Annotated in this window: 15 protein-coding genes; 5 read left to right on the top strand and 10 right to left on the bottom strand. The window is 46.4% G+C overall.

Annotated elements, in window-relative coordinates; genetic code table 11:
- The 3 genes from GF401_01235 to GF401_01245 form a co-directional block, all read left to right on the top strand.
- Positions 1-1,805: pyridine nucleotide-disulfide oxidoreductase (locus GF401_01235; protein MBD3343666.1), on the top strand; the 1,805-nt coding region annotated here is incomplete at its 5' end.
- Positions 1,806-1,816: 11 nt separating this feature from the next.
- Complete coding sequence (locus GF401_01240; GenBank protein ID MBD3343667.1) at positions 1,817-2,308, top strand: redoxin domain-containing protein; 492 nt, start codon at positions 1,817-1,819, stop codon at positions 2,306-2,308.
- 88 nt (positions 2,309-2,396) lie between these two features.
- Positions 2,397-3,221 (top strand): hypothetical protein, encoded by an 825-nt coding sequence (locus GF401_01245; protein MBD3343668.1) that lies wholly within the window; start codon positions 2,397-2,399, stop codon positions 3,219-3,221.
- Positions 3,222-3,243: 22 nt separating this feature from the next.
- Here GF401_01245 and GF401_01250 read toward each other — a convergent pair whose 3' ends face one another.
- From GF401_01250 to pap, 9 genes are all read right to left on the bottom strand, one after another.
- Entirely contained in the window at positions 3,244-3,528 is a 285-nt protein-coding gene (locus GF401_01250) for a hypothetical protein (protein MBD3343669.1), read from the bottom strand.
- 133 nt (positions 3,529-3,661) lie between these two features.
- Positions 3,662-4,051: a hypothetical protein gene (locus GF401_01255; protein ID MBD3343670.1), complete on the bottom strand. Its 390-nt coding sequence runs from the start codon at positions 4,049-4,051 to the stop codon at positions 3,662-3,664.
- An 85-nt stretch (positions 4,052-4,136) separates the two neighbouring features.
- Complete coding sequence (locus GF401_01260; protein MBD3343671.1) at positions 4,137-5,438, bottom strand: cyclic nucleotide-binding domain-containing protein; 1,302 nt, start codon at positions 5,436-5,438, stop codon at positions 4,137-4,139.
- A 74-nt stretch (positions 5,439-5,512) separates the two neighbouring features.
- On the bottom strand, positions 5,513-6,013 hold the full coding sequence (gene sixA / locus GF401_01265) for a phosphohistidine phosphatase SixA (GenBank protein MBD3343672.1): 501 nt from the start codon (positions 6,011-6,013) through the stop codon (positions 5,513-5,515).
- 108 nt (positions 6,014-6,121) lie between these two features.
- Positions 6,122-7,597, bottom strand: a complete 1,476-nt coding sequence (locus tag GF401_01270; protein ID MBD3343673.1) for a CHAD domain-containing protein — start codon at positions 7,595-7,597, stop codon at positions 6,122-6,124.
- A gap of 15 nt (positions 7,598-7,612) precedes the next feature.
- The gene (ppk1, locus tag GF401_01275) at positions 7,613-9,727 is read right to left on the bottom strand and encodes a polyphosphate kinase 1 (protein ID MBD3343674.1); all 2,115 of its coding nucleotides are present in this window, start codon (positions 9,725-9,727) and stop codon (positions 7,613-7,615) included.
- A 17-nt stretch (positions 9,728-9,744) separates the two neighbouring features.
- Entirely contained in the window at positions 9,745-11,355 is a 1,611-nt protein-coding gene (locus GF401_01280) for an HD domain-containing protein (protein MBD3343675.1), read from the bottom strand.
- A complete protein-coding gene (locus tag GF401_01285; GenBank protein ID MBD3343676.1) occupies positions 11,322-12,311 on the bottom strand; it encodes an ROK family protein in 990 nt (329 codons plus the stop codon). The genes GF401_01280 and GF401_01285 overlap by 34 nt, the downstream gene beginning before the upstream one ends.
- A gap of 193 nt (positions 12,312-12,504) precedes the next feature.
- On the bottom strand, positions 12,505-13,995 hold the full coding sequence (pap, locus tag GF401_01290; GenBank protein MBD3343677.1) for a polyphosphate:AMP phosphotransferase: 1,491 nt from the start codon (positions 13,993-13,995) through the stop codon (positions 12,505-12,507).
- 457 nt (positions 13,996-14,452) lie between these two features.
- On the opposite strand from pap, the gene GF401_01295 reads away from it, so the two are divergent.
- Together GF401_01295 and GF401_01300 are read left to right on the top strand one after the other, a co-directional pair.
- On the top strand, positions 14,453-14,746 hold the full coding sequence (locus GF401_01295) for an RNA-binding protein (protein MBD3343678.1): 294 nt from the start codon (positions 14,453-14,455) through the stop codon (positions 14,744-14,746).
- A gap of 48 nt (positions 14,747-14,794) precedes the next feature.
- Positions 14,795-15,487 carry an FKBP-type peptidyl-prolyl cis-trans isomerase gene (locus GF401_01300; GenBank protein MBD3343679.1) on the top strand — a complete coding sequence of 231 codons (693 nt, stop codon included), beginning with the start codon at positions 14,795-14,797 and terminating at the stop codon, positions 15,485-15,487.
- 488 nt (positions 15,488-15,975) lie between these two features.
- Here GF401_01300 and GF401_01305 read toward each other — a convergent pair.
- On the bottom strand, positions 15,976-18,432 hold a 2,457-nt coding region (locus GF401_01305; protein MBD3343680.1), incomplete at its 5' end, for a hypothetical protein.

The raw sequence follows: 18,432 nt of genomic DNA on the forward strand, positions 1-18,432 counted from the left end.
CATTTGAAACCACAAAAGATGATAAGATCAGGCTCAACCTTGCAAAGGGTCCCGGTCCAATCGCCGATTTTGTGGTTTTGGCTATCGGGGTGAAGCCGGACACAACATTTCTAAAAAATTCCGGCATTGATCTTACAGAGCAGGGCGCAATTGCTGTTGATAATCGGATGAAAACCAGTGTTGATGATGTTTTTGCGGTCGGCGATGCTATCGAAGTGACCGATTTTATCTCGGGAAAAAGGGTTCATGTGCCGTTGGCGGGTCCGGCAAATCGTCAGGGACGGATCGCTGCGGATACAATTGCAGGAAAGGATTCGGAATATAAAAGCACCCAGGGAACAGCGGTTTGTAAGGTATTCGACCTGGCAATTGCTGTCACGGGTATCAACGAAAAGAATGCGCAGCGGTGCGAAATTCCCTATATTAAATCGTATACTCACTCGGCGAGTCATGCAACCTATTATCCCGGCGCGTATCCGCTTTCGATAAAACTTCTGTTTGCCCCCGATACGGGCAAAGTCCTTGGCGCCCAGATTGTGGGAAAAAAGGGCGTTGATAAACGGATCGATGTTTTCGCCACGGCAATTCGTCATGGTCTGACAATCGATGATCTCACCGAGCTGGAGCTTGCTTATGCACCGCCTTTCGGGAGCGCAAAGGACCCGGTCAATATGGCCGGTTTTGTGGCCGAAAATATCCGTGATAAGCTGGCCGATATTTTTTATGCAGAAGATATCACCCGGTTTGATCCTCAAAAACATCTTCTTCTGGATGTGCGCACCGTTGAGGAACACGAACAGGGATCGATTGATGGCTCGATGAACATTCCCATCGACGAGCTTCGCGGCAAATTGAAGGATCTCGATAAAAATAAGGAAGTTATGGTTTACTGTCAGATCGGATTACGGGGCTATCTTGCCACCCGTATTCTGTCGCAGCATGGTTTTTCGGCAAAAAATCTTTCGGGTGGTTTTACAACCTATTCATCGATACAGACGCCCGATTATGATCCGGTTTATCTGAAAACGATTACCGCACCGGCCTGTTCTTCACCTGCGCAGAATGAAAATCCCAAGGATATGGTAAAAGTGGATGCCTGTGGACTGCAATGTCCGGGACCCATTATGCAACTGAAAAAAGCCGTGGACAGCGCATCGGAAGGACAAAGGGTAGAAATTACCGCCACCGATCAGGGGTTTGCTCTTGATGTTCCGGCCTGGTGTACTCGCACGGCCAATACCCTTCTCTCCCTCGCTCCTGAAAATGGAGCATTTAAAGCGGTAATTCAAAAGGGCCGACGGGAGGATGTCTGCGCGGTCGAACAACCTGCGGGTAATAAGAAGACTATGGTGATCTTTTCCAATGATCTCGACAGGATGATGGCAGCCTTTATTATCGCTAACGGAGCCTCAGCAATGGGGTCCGAAGTCGTCCTTTTCTTCACTTTCTGGGGTCTTAATCTGCTTCGGAAAAAACAGAATGGCGTTAAAATCAAAAAGTCGATCATAGAGAAAATGTTCGGTATGATGATGCCCCGGGGGCCGGAAAAGACAAAGCTGTCCAAAATGAATATGGGCGGCATGGGAACGGCAATGATGCAGCAGGTTATGAAAAAGAAAAACGTTTTTTCTCTCCAGGAACTGGTAGACCAGGCCCAATCAAACAATATCCGCTTTGTCGCCTGTTCCATGTCCATGGATATTATGGGAATTAAAAAGGAAGAACTTATCGACGGCATCGAATTCGGTGGGGTCTCCTATTACCTCAACGAAGCGGATAATGCAGCCTATAATCTGTTTGTTTAGAAAGGGTTAGTATGAAAACAAGATATTCATTACTCATAATGGCAATCGTATTGCTGAGTGGAATGGTGTTATCGGCGGAGAAAAAGTCTGAGAAGGCTGAAGAAAAATCTGCCATAAAGGTTATCTCTTCGGCCGATGAACTCAACTCCATTATCGAATCGGCTGGCGACCGATTGTTACTCTTTGATCTCTATGCAGATTGGTGCATGCCCTGCAAAATTCTGTCTCCTATGCTGGAAAAAATTGCAGAGAAGAATAAAGAGAAAGCATCGGTGTATAAAATCAATGTGGATAAAAACCCAAAGATCGCTTCAGCTTTTAGTGTATCAGGGATACCTTATGTTGTTTTCGTGAAAAATAAAACGGCAGTCTATGCTCTTACCGGAGTCCAGACAAAGAAAACCTACCAGAAGGCGATAGAGGTTTTGTCCGATATGGATATAGAACCTCAGAAGGATGCAGGGGTGGAAACAGAAGCTGGAAATGAACTGGTTAAGAGGTGATTTTATTATTAACATCATTTATTTTGATTACCTGGGCGTAATCAAAATAAACAGTTAATTAAAACACCCTTTATGCCGGTTTTTCAGCTTGCCGATGATTGTAATATTGAATAAAGTAAAGAAATTTATGATTGCAGTGCTACCGACTGCCATCATGCCGCTTCTGCTCTGTTCTGCGGTTGATCCATGGACCAGGCTCGATGATGGCTTATGGCTTGGTGAATTTAATTCGCCCCGGAAAGCTGCTGCCGGCGACTCAAAGATTATTGTACTGAGAATCGATCCTGACAGGTATCAATTTAAATTGTTGTGCCGGTCGGAAACCGGGGACCGTCCAATGCCCCTGAATGAATGGGCGGAAAAGTACGGATGTGTGGCGGCGATTAATGCGGCGATGTTTCAAACCGATTCGGTCAGAAGTATCGGCTATATGAAAACCCGCAGTCATATCAATAACAGCCACATTCGAAAAAACCATAAGTGCCTGTTTGCATTCGATCCCCTGAAAAAGAACATGCCCGATGCAGCGATTTTTGATATGGAATGTGATAATTTCGATACAATAACAAAGCAGTATCAGTCTCTTTTTCAGAGTATTCGTATGTTGAGTTGCCGGGGAAAAAATGTCTGGAAAAAGCAGCAGAAACGTAACAGCATAGCAGCACTGGCTGTTGATAAAGGCGGAGATATCCATTTCCTTTATTCTCGCTCGCCCTATACGGTCCACGATTTTATCAATATAATCAGGAAACTTCCCCTGGATATTAAACGGATGATGTACCTTGAGGGTGGATCCCCGGCCTGTTTTTACCTTTCCCATCCCAGCCGGAAAATCGAGCAATGCGGCATGGCCGGACTCGATATCAGTACCGTTCCCCTGCTGCCGAATGTGCTGGGCATTGTAAAACGATAAGCACCGTTTTTATTTATCGGTCCTACTCGTTAACCCATTTTGTAAGGGCGTCGATAATCTTTTTTGCCTGATCGTTACTTGAGATGTTGAATTTCGACTGCTGACGGTAGTCGTCACCAACTTTGCGGTACCGGCGAATTGTGTAGCGCTCGGGACTGTATTGCTGCTTGGCTTTGTCCCACTGCTGGTACTTGAACATTACTGTAGCCCACGCCCCACTGGAGAGAACTACCTTGTCCAGTTCCTTGACTACAAGAAGCTCTTCCTCTTGATAATTGATCGATAATTCGTTGACATGAGAGGCCATGTGAAATCCTCCTTAATTCTGATATGTAGTTAAGGACAGAGCTGATAAAGCGTTATCAGCCGGATCCCAAACCTTGGAAATTGCAAAAGGCGATAATTTGCGGGATTCTTTTAGTCGATTGTTTGCCCGCCTATCAACCGTTGTCTTCAGCTTTTTGTTCAATCTTCTGAATCCTTCTGGAAATATCGGTAAGTCTGAACTCGATGGAGTTAAGTATCCAGAATTGAAAATGCTCAACTTTGGCTTGTTTATGCATCATCCATATAATTTTAATCGATACCAGAAGCAGCCCCAGTTCAAGCGATATCAATGGAGGAAGGGGCATGGGGAATCCGGAAAGGTGCCTCAGCAAATCGAGGAGAAAAAGCACAACAATCGCCAGGATAAAAATAATGTTTACAATTTTGTCTATATGGGCACTGCTTTTTCCGCCGATCTGGCCTACGACGGCACGAACCTTTTCTTTTTCCGCTCGAAAATGTTCAAGTTCCTGGCGTAGTGCCTTTGTTTCAAAATTAGACATCCATTTTCACCTTATTTAATTATAATATATATACTGGTAAAAGAAACCTGGTTTATCAAAAATAATTATATAGCTATAGAAACGCTCAACGGCGCTTTTTTTCTTCTGAAGCAGCCGAATTAATATTGGAGCGTTGTATCCTTTGTGCCAGGAGACGGGAAAGAAAAAGTGCATAATGGGGCTTCAATTTGACCGCTTCGACAAAATCCTTTTTGGATACCTTGATAAGTTTGCCTTCTGTGGCGGCAATAACCGTTGCACTCCGCCGGTTGTTGAGCAAGAAAGACATTTCACCCATAAAGACATCATCTTCCGACAAAGTCGAGACTTTGTTACCATTTGCATAAACATCATAGGCCCCCTTAACAATATAATAAAGAAAATTACTGGGTTCGCCTTCCCTGAAAACGATTTTCTGTGGCGGCACGATTTCGGGGTCAATATTACTGAACAGAGCGGGAGTAATCAGCCCGAGATTTTCCCGATGGGAGAAATCGAAACTTACCTGATTTCCCTTTTCATTATACGTCATGTTCTGAGTGAATTTTCGGGTAACCATAATGCCTCGTCCATGAAGTTTCATGGTGTTTTCTTCTGCGGTGGAATCGGTGGAATTCCGCCAGTCAAAACCATCACCCAGGTCGGTAATAACAAATCGTGAATGAGTTGGGGTAATGGAATATTCGAACGTGACGGTACGTTCGGCAACCGCGGGGTCGTTGCATTTTGATTCGATAAGATCGAGCATCGATCCACCCTTTTCGAGCCAGTCGCTTTTTTCCCGAGAGGTTATCCCACAATTGCCGTGCTCGATTGCGTTGAGCAGCATTTCATTGAGCGAAAAATTGAGCAGGTCTTTTTGTTCGATATCGAGGCGGTTACAGTTGTAGAGAAAGTTGCAGATAAGGTTAGCATAACAACTCGCTTCAAAGGTGTCGTTATGGAGCTGAAAGGAACCGGAAATGTTCCTGACAATATCGGACCCTATTTCACGCTGAAACAGGATTCGACGATTGTTATTGATGATATTCATTACCCGGGGAAGGTGTTTGGGCAGTTCATCACGGGTGAGGATAACCACGAAATTGGCGCCCTTGATTCCATCGAGCTTCGTAACCATGTCGTAGTTGTTACAGAGCGCGATGATACCGCCGTGAAGAAGCCAGGGATCGCTCATAATCGTGTCGAGCAATCCGAAAGCACGGGAATCGTCTTCAGCAAAATAGACAAAAGAGAGCTCCGGCATTTCAATGTTGAGATACTCAACGGCCTGATGGAGTGTGGAAAGCCGAATCAGTTCGGAATCATGGGGCGGCGTTTCCTGAATTGTCTTTTCGACTGAGGCAAAAAGGCCGGTATCATTTCCGATGAAGGGAATCGTTGTCATGAATGTCTTTCAGTGATTGAATCTTTACAATTTAATATAAAACTAATACCTGGGGAGTCCAAGAGCAAGGGATATCATTTCCTGCACATTCGCAGGTGTTTTGGCTGGAGAAGCCATTCAAGACACCCGGCGCCGGATTTGCATTTTCCGGTAAAAGAGATACAGCAGGCAGCCGCCTTTTTAAAACGGATATCCAGGGTAGGGGTAGTACTGAGTAGAAGCGATGCCAATTCGGCCGTATCAGGCATATGGCCAACCAGCATAATGTTTATTTCTTTCTGCTTTTCGAGCCAGCCGGTCGTGGCAGACAGTGGTTCACCAGGAGAAAGCAGGGCGCTGGTTTCGATTTTGCTTTTCGGGGCACAAACCGAAGCGACAACTTCAGCGGTCTGCCTTGCCCGAACTAAAGGACTGGAAATAATCCGTTGAGGTACTACCCCCATTTCTTTCAATCCCCTTGCCGCATTACGGGTTTTTGCTATCCCCTCATCAGTAAGCGTCCGCTCTTCATCGGAGGAGATACCCGGTGCCGTACGGTCTACTGCGATTCCATGACGAACAAGAATTATTTCCATAGATATAGCTTTCTCATATATTGTTAATTTAAAAATTTGTGGTTAATGTACCACATTTTATACTTCATTCTGATTTTCTGCACTCTTAACGTTTCTGCAGGGATACTATTATATCAGAGAACGCGTACATGCATGCTTTAAATCCTTATCATTCAGCAATTTCCATGCCTTGTTGAAATTTGCGAGGGCGGTTTTCCGCCTTTTCTTGATTAATCCGTACATGTCCAATGGAATATCACCGGCATTACTACTTCGAACCTGTTCCAGTGCAACATCCATATCGTGCACTTCACCCAGCGCTGATGTAATTGTCCGCAGGTTTTTGGCCAGCTTGAGAGCAGGTGTTTTCAGAACAGGACAAAAAAATTCGGCATAGTACCGTTCCCTTCGGCAGAATTTCCGCAATTTATGCATCGATTCCGGGGTGGCGGTCTTTTTCAGATACAATCGTTTTTTCAGGCGTTTGTGAAAACGGCTTAACCGTGCAGCTCCCACATCGCGAAATTTCAGTACGGGATCGGTGGTCCTTTGCAGGTCGGAGAGTTCGTTGCGAAGAAATCTGGTTATAAGCCTGAGGGTAGTTTTCCATTTCCGGGAACGAAGCAGTATTCTTAATTTTTTTTGATTCCGGGATTTCTGTTCCTCGAGCCGGGCGAGATACTTTTTCCATTGCGGATCGTTTTTCAAGGCCTCACAGAAAGGCTTTTTTTGAACATAATCCAGCCAGACATCGGCATCCCGTGCCTGCCCCATACTCTGTGAATGTTCGCTGAGCATTTGATTCAGGCACAATGTCGTATCACTTGGTGACAGGCGGTTCAACAATCCTAACGCTGTGCGGAACCGTCGGAGGGCGATGCGAAAATCATGAAGGTAGACCGGATCGGTCCCCTCAAATGCCCCGTTCTGATTATCGAGCATGGTGCGGTACTGGGAGTACAGAATATTATGAAATCCGGCAATAACCGAATCACCGATATGAACGACTCCTGAAAAGGGAGTTTTTTTCTTTGGCTGGTTTTGAGCGGTAATTTTAATCTGCAGAGGAAATACCGTGTTCCATAAATCTGCCTTTTCCTCAGCACGTAAGCAGTTTCGGTCATACCACCCCTGAGAGACGGTTATCGAAACAGCGTTGCCGGTTTTGCGAATACCGGTAATACCGGCATCCTGCATGTGGCTGTGATCGAGTCCGTCGGCAACACGCAAAATTGCCGCAAGTCGGCGTATGCGCGTTGTTTTCTGAAGGGTAACTCCCGCAACCTGGTTAGCTGCACGGGACTTTTTGTACTGGTGAAGTGCGATAATCGATGCAATTGTGCGGCATTGCGCGGTGGAAAAGCCGTTGATTTGTTTCCTGATGACAATTTCAGCACCTTTAAGTGCATGATATTGAGGATTGGAAAAATACCCGATATCGTGAAGCTGTGCCGCTGTTTCCAGAAGTGAACGATTGTGTTGAGCGATTCTAAGAGCAGAACTGGTTGCATCGAAAATTTTAAGCGCCAGCCGGGCAACATAGTAAGAATGAAAATCTTCGTTATGATATGCGATACAGAGCTGTTCAACGGTAGGTGGCGACATAGCAGATAATTCCGATCAGTAGGAGGCATCAGGTGGCTTGTGGGGCTCGAAAACTGTTCGCCGGTGTTGTTTATGTTGTTTTATTGCTTCACATGCCTGCAAATACAGCGCTTCCTGACTGCGGACTTTCTTTCGTTTCCCCTTTGTTTCCGGCTGGATATAGGAGCCGTCGGAGGTTAAAATGCGTCCTTTCACTTCATCTTTGAAATGGGTTTCCAGAATTTGTTTCAGCCGTCGTTTTGCAGCCGAGTCGTCGACCGGCACGAGCAGTTCGACTCTTTTGTCAAGGTTTCGGGGCATCATGTCGGCGCTGGAAAGAAAAACTTTTTCTTCACCGCCATGATAAAAGTAGAATATCCGGGCATGTTCAAGAAAACGGTCAATAATGCTTATAACCTTTATGTTTTCACTCAGACCGGGTACACCAGGCCGGAGACAGCAGATGCCCCGTACATTGAGCATTACCCGCACTCCTTCCTGGGAGGCCTTGTAAAGCGCCCTGATAACGGTCTTGTCGACCAGGGAATTCATTTTTGCCATGATCAGCGCTCTTTGACCGTGGCGTTTTCGTTCTGTTTCCGTTTCGATCATTTCGATGATTTTTTCCCGCAGAAACATGGGTGCGGCGCTCAGCTTGGCGAATGGTTGTGGCTGGGAGTAGCCGGTAATGGCGTTAAAAAAGGATGATGCATCAGCGCCTAGATCGGGATCGGTAGTCATGTAACTGATATCGCTGTAAAGCCGCGCGGTGCTTTCGTTGTAATTGCCGGTGCCGAAATGGAGATATCGGATAATGCCGCGTAATTCTTTGCGAACGATAATAAGCAATTTGGCATGAGTTTTATATCCTTTGACTCCGTAGATTACCTGAACCCCGGCCTGTTCGAGTTCCTGGGCCCATTCGATATTCCGGGCTTCATCGAACCGGGCTTTGAGCTCAACGAGAACGGTGACATATTTTCCGCCTTGTGCGGCCCTTTTCAATGCAGCGATAATAGGACTGTGACGGCTGGTCCGATACAAAATCTGTTTAATAGCAAGCACATCCGGATCATCAGCAGCTTCATCGATCAGACGAAGTACCGGTTCAAAGCTTTCGTAGGGATGGTAGAGCAGGATGTTTTTCTTTGTCAGGGTGGTAAACATGCCGGTCTTGGTCTCGATCGATGGTGATTGCTGGGGGATCCAGGGCTTATAGGCAAGTTTTTCGAAGCCGTTTATCGCTGCAAGTTTCATGAAATCACCGAGATTCAAAGGGCCGTCGATTTCATAGGTTTCTCTTTCGCCTGCATTAAGACCTTTCTGCAGAAAATTGAGCATTGTTTTGCTTGTTCCGACGGCGACTTCAAGCCGTACACAGTCGCTGGTTTTTCGGGCGATAAGAACATTTTCCATTTCCGACAGGAGATCGGCGGCAGAATCTTCCCGCACGGTCATATCGGCATTCCGGGTAATGCGGAAAGCGGTGCATTCGGCAATCGGTTCACCCGGAAAGAGTCGTTCGATAAAGGTACAGATAATATCTTCGAGCAGAATATATCGATATCCGGCTTTTGACGGGACTGGAATGATGCGGTCGGTATTGATACCGATCGGGATAATGGCGAACCGGGGTTTGAGTTCTCCCTCGGCAGGCTTCAGCCTGACCGCCATATGAATAGTCAGATTCATGATTTTGGAGAGAATCTCGGGAGAGTGGACCGCCATGGGGGTAACCATTGCGGAGATCTTTCCCGAAAAGAGGTCGTCGATATACAAAAGTTCTTCAGTGGAAAGCATGCTGCTGTCAACGCGTTGGATACCTTCTTTGGTCAGGCGCGGTTTAAGCTGATTGTTAAAAATGGAATATTGCATGTCAACCATTTTCCGCACACGGGTATCGATAGCCTCGAGCTGTTTGGCCGGTGAAAGACCCGCAATATCGGGTTTGGCAATGCCTTCATGATCGAGCATTGTAAGTCCGCCGACACGGACCATAAAGAATTCATCGAGGTTCGAGCTGGTGATAGCGAGAAATTTCAGTCGTTCGAGCGGGGGTACCGATTCACAGTCGGCTTCATCGAGCACCCGCTGGTTGAATTCGAGCCAGCTTAATTCACGATTATTAAATTGTGCTGTTTTTCGAGCCATAATATCACTTTCTTAAATTATGCTTTCCTAAGAATTATTTCTAACCCGTAAATTTGTCTGAAAAGGTCTCCTTTTTCCTTGATCGCCATCTGTTCGAGGGTAATATCTCCCGCGCCCTGGGTAAAAATGATAACATTACCGTTCTCAAAAACAATTTCGATATTCCGTATTCGCTGATTATAGCTCCGATCCAGAGAATCGGCAATGCGGAGAAGCGCAGCCATTTTTGAAACAGCAATTCTGCTTTCCCTGTCCAGGGTCATGTATCCTTCATGGGATGGCTTCGGAACCGCTTTCCGATGATAGCGCGCTACCAGTGCGGTGAGGAGCGTGTCTTTTGATCCCAGCCCAAAGAGATTGCTGTTTTGAATGAGATAAAACGAATGTTTATGATGATTTCTGTTGCTGATAAACAGACCGATTTCATGAAGCAATGCCGCGACGCGTAAAATCAGATCAAATCTGTCGGGCAATCGATGAATATCCTTGAGCTGCTCGAAAAGAATATGGGAATATTTACAGACCTGTTTTGAGTGACTCAGATCGACTTCGTATTTTTTAGCCAGTTCCAGTGTCGAATGTATGATTTGTTCCTGAAATTCTTTAGTCCAGGCATATCCTAAGGCTATTTCCTTGAGAATTCCTTCACGCATGGTAATAGGGGCAACCAAAAGGTGTTGAATCCGGAGGGCAGCCGCAAGTCGGGAGTAGGTGAGCAGGGCTGGTACCAGTGTTTCGGCGTCGGGAAAACTCAGATGGTATTTCAAAACAAGATCATCGACAGAAAGATTAATCAGCCTTCGGGTAAAATTATTCAGTGAAGCGACCGGTAATTTTGCCAGCGTACCGGATCGCCAGTCGGGTATAAGCTGGGCTGCAGCAAAACGAGCATCACCGCCAATAGCCAGGAGTGAAAATTTGCCGTGGATCCCCGCCTTTTTCAAAATAGCCTTGATTGTCCTTTGGATCTGGTTTTCCATGGCCTCAACCAGCTTGGAATCGGCCGCACCGTATTTTTCGAATGTTTCTCTCATTCGGAAAGAGCCCAGACGATAGGAGTGGGAAAAGCCGACACGCCCTTTTTTTACTACCACCGTTTCGGTGCTCCCGCCACCAACTTCAATAATCAGAATGTCGGCATATTTGAGCGAAGACTGTGATTCGAGAAGCGGCTGAAGACTGAGATAGGTGTATCGGTTTACTTCCGCATCATCGATCGCCTCCACGGTAATGCCGGTGGCGCTGTAGATACGATCGAGCACGAGTTCACGGTTTGCAGCCTCTCTTACTGCGCTGGTTGCAACCGCCCGCACCTGCTCGCTGCTCGAGACGCCGTATTCCTGAAGGACGCGGCTGAAAACCTTGAGGGCCGAAACGCACTCCTTGATGGAGGTGTTGCCGATGTATCCCCGGGTAAAGGTGTCTTTGCCCAAACTGACTTCCTGTTGCAGCGATTCGAGGGGGCGCAACGAGCCGTCGCCTTCGACCTGAGCAATAGTCATGCGCACCGATGTACTGCCGATATCAATAACCGCTATCGGTTTGACCGTGTTGGCAGAGGTTTCGTTTTGACTCTTTTTCACCATGTCTATACCTATTTCTGTTCGGATACCACTGCCATGGCCCATGATGCGGCGCCGGCCACGGTAGCGTAATCGCCAAGCTGAGAAACAACAACTTTAAAGGTGTTTTTGAAGGAGGCCATGACCCGTTCCCGGGCGGTTTCTTCAACCGCCTCCTGGAAGATATCGGGCATTGCTTCAACAAGTCCGCCGCCCAAAACAATTATATCGGGGGCCAGAAGATTCACCACATTGGCAACGCCGATTCCGATCCAACTCGCAGCTTCTCGGACAATCCTTTCGATGGACTGATCTCCGCCATTAATCGAAGCTGCAAGCGCACCACTTCGAATGTTTGACAAATCTGTGCCGGCGATTTCCATGAGATGGGGTGCTTCACCCCGGTATGCCGCCTTGGCAGCTTCAGCGGAAATCGTAAGTCGGCTGGCCACGGCCTCAAGACATCCACGCTGCCCGCATCCGCATAATGGACCCTGGGACATGACCTGAAGATGACCGATTTCTAAACAGGAATTCTTTTTGCCTCTGATAATTTTCCCTTCATAAATACAGCCGCCGCCAATTCCGGTTCCCGGAAAAACACCGATAACGCATCGGGCCTTTTTACCCGCACCCATCGAAAATTCACCATAAATGCCCGCATCCACATCGTTGATAACAACAACAGGACAGCCAAAGGCATCCTCAAGCGCTTCACGGATCCGGACTTTATTCCATCCCAGATTAGGGGCACTGTTTACAATTCCTTTGTCAAGTTCAAGGAGTCCCGGTATGCCGATGCCGATACCGGAGAGGTCTTTTGCCTTGACTTTTGCATCGTCGAGTAATGATGAGATCAAACTGGTAATCCGGTTTAATCCGGACTTGGGCCCTTCATGGGCCTTTGTCTTTTTTCTTGCACGGCCCAACAGGGTTAAATCGGAGTTGTAGAGGGTAGCCAGCATCTTGGTTGCCCCAAGATCAAAACCTACCCAGTAGGTATCAGTGCTTTTTTTTGCCATAAAAATTATCCGATTGAAAAATGAGTTTTATAAAGGGTATGTCATTGTATTGCACGCATCTATTGTATACATTCACTATATAACGAAAAGTAATAGAGACAAAATACTAAACGGACGTTAATGGTTTGTTAGAATTGTGCTAACGTGCCGGGTGTCGAACGTGCCTGGTTCAAATATACGGCATGAGAGTAGACTAGTGCAATTTCTTTTCTATGGCCTTTATGACGGTATCGATGACTTTGATTCGGGCAAACCATTTGCAATTTGATTCTACAATTGTCCAGGGTGCATGGGGAGTGCTTGTCCGAAATATCATTTCTTCAACCGCCAGTTTATAGTCGTCCCATTTTTCCCGGTTCCGCCAGTCTTCTTCGGTGATTTTCCATTCCTTATGGGGAGTTTGCTGTCGTAAATTGAATCGTCGAAGCTGTTCTTCCATATCGATATGGAGCCAGAATTTCAGAAGCACGGTTCCGAAATGGGTAAGATGTTCTTCCATTTCATTGATTTCCCGGTATGCTCGACGCCACTGTTCTTCGGTACAGAACCCTTCAACACGCTCCACCAGAACGCGCCCATACCATGTGCGATCGAATATTGTTATGTGGCCCGCTTTAGGTATTTGTTTCCAGAATCGCCAGAGATAGTGATGTGCCTTTTCGATATCATTGGGCGCTGCAACCGGTACAACTTCATATCCCCGGGGATCGAGTTCCTGGGTCAATCTTCTGATATTGCCACCTTTCCCGGCAGCATCCCACCCTTCATAGGCTATGATAATCGGTATTCGCTGCATGTATATCTCATGTTCGAGTTCCCGGAGTCTTTTCTGTTTCTTTTTCAATAATTTGCGATATTCGTCCCGATCGAGAGAAAGGGAGGTGTCGACTTTGTCCAGAATTGAGACGGCGAGATCGCTCTTCTGTCCAGGCGCGGTCTTTTTCTTTTGCGGTGGTGATTTTTCTCTGGTTTTAATCTGGTCGATTCTCGTTTGAAGCGCTGTTGTAACGGTGTTGAACATTTTCAGAGCGGCAAAACGTTGATTGTGAGATTCAATTACGGTCCACGGAGCGAATGCTGAATCGGTTTTGGTGAGCATGTCTTCTGCCGCAGCAAGATAGCTTTCGTATTTTTTGTGACGGGCTAAATCCAGTTTTGATATTCTCCAGGCAGTCGCAGGATTTTTTCGAAGCTTGTTGAAGCGTTTTTTTTGTTCTTCCTTTGAGATATGAAGAAAGAATTTGATGATAACAGTACCGTCATCGGCGAGTTGCCGCTCAAAAGAGCGAATATCACTTACCGCCTGGACAAACTGACTTTCCTTGATATGACCTTCTACCCGATCGTTAAAAATACGCCGGCACCAACTCCGGTCGAAAATAACAATACGCCCCCCGGCGGGGGTACGGGTCCAGAATCGCCATAAGAAAGGGCGAAGCGATTCTTCTTCGTTGGGAGGCAGGATGCTGTGGACCTTGAATCCACGAGGGTCTAAAGGAAGAATTAATTCGTTGACCAGAGTCCCTTTCCCTGCAGCTTCCCAACCTTCAAAGACAATTAACACCGACAGGCCGAGTTCTTTGGCTTCCCTTTGAAGACGGCCGAGTGTTATTTCAAGCCTCTGCTTTTCCTGCTTATATTCTTCTTTTGAAATTTTTCTTGAAAGATCAATATTTGAGAGCATAGAAACCTCTTTGAAAAAGAAACCCTCCACATAAGTGTATGGAAGAAAATGTTTCGAGGCCAACCATTTAACAAAAAAAATAAAAAATTGTAAAATAAATCTTTTTTTGCCTGTGCAAATATAGTATCTTAATATGTCTCATAAAAGATATTCGCATATTGAAAGGCAAATAATTTTATTGTAACGACGTAATGTTTCATTAATTATCAAAGCCATTAGAAAGAGAGATAATAGGCCCATTTTTGAGAAGGTGGATGGATATTTGGCATCACCTGATTGCTCTGCAAACCTTTCACACACTCACTAAGTGATTTTCCAGCCAGTCACCCACGGCAGATTATGTCTTCATAAACACGATTATACAAAAAATTATACAGGTAACATATCACCAATTAACAGTCCTTAAGGAACAGGTCCTGAGGCGTTTTCATTAACCTATTAGTATTTGGAGGAATCCATGGCTAAAAAACTGTATGTCGGCAATCTTCCCTTCACAGCAACAGAAGATTCCGTAAGAGATTACTTTGCTCAGTATGGCGAAGTATTATCTGTAAAACTCATTTCCGATCCACAGACCGGAAGACCAAGAGGGTTTGGTTTCATTGAGATGGAAAATGCGGATGACGCTATTTCTGCGCTCAATGAAAAAGAATTTGAAGGGCGTCCTTTAAAAGTCAACGAAGCTCGTCCGAGAGAAAACAATCGCGGTGGCGGCGGCAGATTCGGCGGCGGCGGAAGAAGACGCTTCTAAGTAAATTTTGCTCTTTATCAATCCCCTTCCCTAAAGGAGGATCCAATGATACGAAAAGGTATTATTTTCGTTTCATCGGCAGTCCTGATCGCGTCGATTTTTGCCTGTTCGATGAATAATTCTGAAAACACGGAGGTCAAGGAGCTCTCGACCGATAAACAAAAGTTCAGTTATGCTATCGGACTGGATATCGGAGCCTCTCTACAAGGTATTAAGGAGAAAGTGGATTTAGGTGTTGTTTTTCAAGCAATACGCGATACGCTTGAAGGCAACACCGTTCTTCTTTCCTCCGCTGATGCTACTGAGATAAAACGAAGTGCTTTTACTCAAATGCAAAAGCGGGAATCCGGTGAAAACCTGGAGAAGCAGGAAGAATTTCTTGCAAAAAACAAGGAAAAAGAAGGCATTGTCACCACCGAAAGCGGTCTTCAGTACAAGGTGCTTAAGGAAGGCGCCGGTGCGAAACCTTCGGCTGACGACAAAGTCAAGGTTCACTACAAAGGAATGCTTTTAGACGGCAAAGTGTTCGACAGCTCTTATAAACGCGGTCAGCCGGCGGTTTTCAAGGTTGGTGGTGTTATCAAGGGGTGGTCCGAAGCCTTGCAGTTAATGAAAGAAGGCGCAAAATACAAGCTGTGGCTCCCATCCGAGCTTGCCTATGGCGAACGCGGCGCCGGTTCACAAATCGGGCCCAATACCATGCTCGTTTTTGAAGTGGAGCTTTTGGAAATTATGGAGTAAGAGAAAAGTGCTGCTCTAAATATTACAGCAACATCGGTTGTTCTTTTCTGCACTATTTTCAAAATGTTTTCTACTTGGTAAGCATCGTCTGTGGAAACCGTTTAAACTGCCGACAGAGGAATGTATCTGTGTCTGCAGTTTTTTTTGGTATCTCCTCTGATAGGCCGGAAAATATTCCACAATATTGCTTTGGCAACATGCCGTGATCGCTATTGGGCCAAAAAATGCCATTCCTGTTCGATTCATGGTTTAGCATGAACACCCTATCATCGTTAATGCATAAATCAGGTATTTAAGCCTCTTTACGCTTGTTCAGTATCCTTTCCGGATTTGTTTTAATATACTGTCTGATTGATAATAATTCATATCTATTACGTATGATCCTGTCATGAAATCCCCGCTGCCATTTGAATTGGGGGTATCCGTTGTTTTTACACCATGTTTTTACTGCGCCGGTATATGAACGTATAATGACCGATAAAGAACCGCTAAGGTGATTCACGTCCTTCAAGATATTGCAGTGCGAAAGCCTGTATTATTCCGGGATCCTGATCCCAATAGGTTATGCATAATCTTCTGCCGTCCCATGCAATTTCATTTGGAATATTGTATTCAAGCCGGTAATTTGTGTATTCAAGAGAAACGGGATCGATTTTAGTCAGGGTGCCTGGTGAAGTAGCAAAAACGGCCCATACATATCCGCCATAGTACTGAACACCATAGCAATGTCCAATTCCTTCATTAACTCCACCTTTCTTTCCTGTATATATTGGATACATTTGGGCAATATCGGCGGTGCTTATGCGATAAATAACACCGGATTTTTCATGCGTATAGTCAGTTTCAAGACCCACAAAAACATAGCTGCCGGTATATGCAAAATCATCGGTTGGTTTTATTCCATCAATGAAGGCTTCTTGATCGATGGAGAGATCCGTTGTGTTTACTTTTAAAATCCACGGCGGCGTTGCAGTGCCGGTTGCCCATAGGAAACCATCCTGATATTGCATTGCATGAATTCTGCCGAATGCGGGCACAAGCGTAATTTCAGCTGAAGGCGTATTTGAAAATGTGCTGAGAGAGTATTTAATGATTTTTGAATCAGTTTGCGTATAGCGCGCTCCTACATACAGGTATTCATTATCGGTTGTTATTGTCTGGCCGCCGCTGGTATAATTTTTCGTGTCCACAATTTTGTCTTCATTGTATTCCATGGTATAAGGATCGATTTCGGCGATCCTTAAAACGGTCGAATAAGCGAAAACGAGATAAATCTTTTTTGTTGATGATGCATAGACAAGTTCATCGGCGGCGTAATGGTCGGGGGTAAATGTAATTTCGGAATACTCCGATAAATCATCAGCATTAAAGCGCAGAAGCTTTGAGGGCAAAGTGTGTGTGCAGGCGAAATAATAGCCTCCAATATATTTAAAACCGTGTACATCCATTTGGCTTATGTTGAGGGTGACAGTTTCAACATCTTTTACAAAAACCGCTTCAACACTTTTATCCCTGTCCATTATTATAGTAGTTGTTGAGTCTGTACCTGTGGCATCGCCGCGCCAGTTCTTGAAAACATAATCAGAACCGGGATTTGCCGTAATCCGTACTTCTGTGCCGGGGTCGAACATTGTCTGGCCCCCCTGCACTTGTATTGTGCCGCTGCCGTTTGCCACCGAGGTGGTTAGCCTGCACAGCGAGTCGGTAACCGTAATGGTCAGCGTGATGTCGGCGGACTTTGCCGGACTGCCGTTGTCCGTAGCGGTAATTATGCAGCTTGCCGGACTTGCCGCCGCGGCATTGAAGCCCGGTGACCACGACCACACATTGGAACCGCTTGCGATACTGCCGGGGCCGGACTTCTTCGTATAGGTTACGTCATCGCCGTCCGGGTCCTTGTCGAACACCGTTTGCAGGTCAGAGGTAATGGTCTTGCCTTCCTTGACAGATAGTTCGACGCTGCTCTGCTTCCACTGCGGCGCATCGTTTACCGGCAGCACCGTAATGGCGATGACACCGGTATCACTCCAGTTCACCAGGTCATTTGCGCGGAACGTGAAGGTATCAGCCCCGAAAAAGTCAGGCTCGGGCGTATAGGTCCGGACTGCACCAGAGCCGGTTAGCGTACCATGTCTTGGGCTTACCGGTATTTCCCATCCGGCGATTGCGCTGCCTTCGGGGTCGGTAGCGCTCAACGTGATGACAAGGGAACCGTCTTCATTGAGTGATACCGACTGGTCAAGGGCAACCGGCGGGTCATCCACAGCACCGATACGGATACGCAGCACGGTCTCCGCTATGGTCGCACCGCTTTTGTCTCTTACCGAAAAGGTCAGGCTGTCCGTTGTCCCGCTGCTGCCCTTGTTGTGCTGATAGGTCAGCAGGCTGCTGTCGATATCTTCTTGCGTAAACGTGCCGCCCGCATCCAGCGCGGTGCCGGAGAGTTTAAGCGTCCCGTGCAACGGGGCTTTGAGCATGGTAAATGTCAGTTCATCGGCGGTATTGTCGTTGTCCCGTACGATAAGCGTTGCCGATGATATGGTTTTCGCTCCGCCCTCGACAACGGATACTTCCAGCTTTGCCGCTATATATGGCGTATCATTGACGGCGGTAACGGTTACTGGCAGGATTATTTCGGCGATTGTGCCGCCGTTGCCGTCGGCAAGCGAAAAGGCCATGTTGTCGTTTGTCGTTTCGCTGCCGTCATGCGTGTAGCGCAGCAGTCCATCATCGATATTTTTCTGGGTGAACGCTGCCGAGTCGTCGTATGTCGAGTCATCCAGCATAAGCGAACCGTTTTCGGGTGAACGGGTGAGTGTATACACAAGTTCCGCAGGGGTGTTGTCCACATCGGATACGGCAAGTCTCTGGCTGGTAATGGCAGCCGTTTTGCCTTCCGGCAGGGTGACAGCTTCGTTCTTCTGCACTACCGGCACATCATTGAC

The organism is Chitinivibrionales bacterium, from assembly GCA_014728215.1.
Lineage (GTDB): Bacteria > Fibrobacterota > Chitinivibrionia > Chitinivibrionales > WJKA01 > WJKA01.

What these genes read in the sequence shown, in the direction of transcription:
- GF401_01250 (MBD3343669.1), bottom strand. Translation starts at nt 3,528, where the DNA reads ATGGCCTCTCATGTCAACGAATTATCGATCAATTATCAAGAGGAAGAG.
- GF401_01285 (MBD3343676.1), bottom strand. Translation starts at nt 12,311, where the DNA reads ATGGCAAAAAAAAGCACTGATACCTACTGGGTAGGTTTTGATCTTGGG.
- GF401_01240 (MBD3343667.1), top strand. Translation starts at nt 1,817, where the DNA reads ATGAAAACAAGATATTCATTACTCATAATGGCAATCGTATTGCTGAGT.
- sixA (MBD3343672.1), bottom strand. Translation starts at nt 6,013, where the DNA reads ATGGAAATAATTCTTGTTCGTCATGGAATCGCAGTAGACCGTACGGCA.
- GF401_01255 (MBD3343670.1), bottom strand. Translation starts at nt 4,051, where the DNA reads ATGTCTAATTTTGAAACAAAGGCACTACGCCAGGAACTTGAACATTTT.
- GF401_01260 (MBD3343671.1), bottom strand. Translation starts at nt 5,438, where the DNA reads ATGACAACGATTCCCTTCATCGGAAATGATACCGGCCTTTTTGCCTCA.
- GF401_01270 (MBD3343673.1), bottom strand. Translation starts at nt 7,597, where the DNA reads ATGTCGCCACCTACCGTTGAACAGCTCTGTATCGCATATCATAACGAA.
- GF401_01295 (MBD3343678.1), top strand. Translation starts at nt 14,453, where the DNA reads ATGGCTAAAAAACTGTATGTCGGCAATCTTCCCTTCACAGCAACAGAA.
- GF401_01280 (MBD3343675.1), bottom strand. Translation starts at nt 11,355, where the DNA reads ATGGGCCATGGCAGTGGTATCCGAACAGAAATAGGTATAGACATGGTG.
- ppk1 (MBD3343674.1), bottom strand. Translation starts at nt 9,727, where the DNA reads ATGGCTCGAAAAACAGCACAATTTAATAATCGTGAATTAAGCTGGCTC.
- pap (MBD3343677.1), bottom strand. Translation starts at nt 13,995, where the DNA reads ATGCTCTCAAATATTGATCTTTCAAGAAAAATTTCAAAAGAAGAATAT.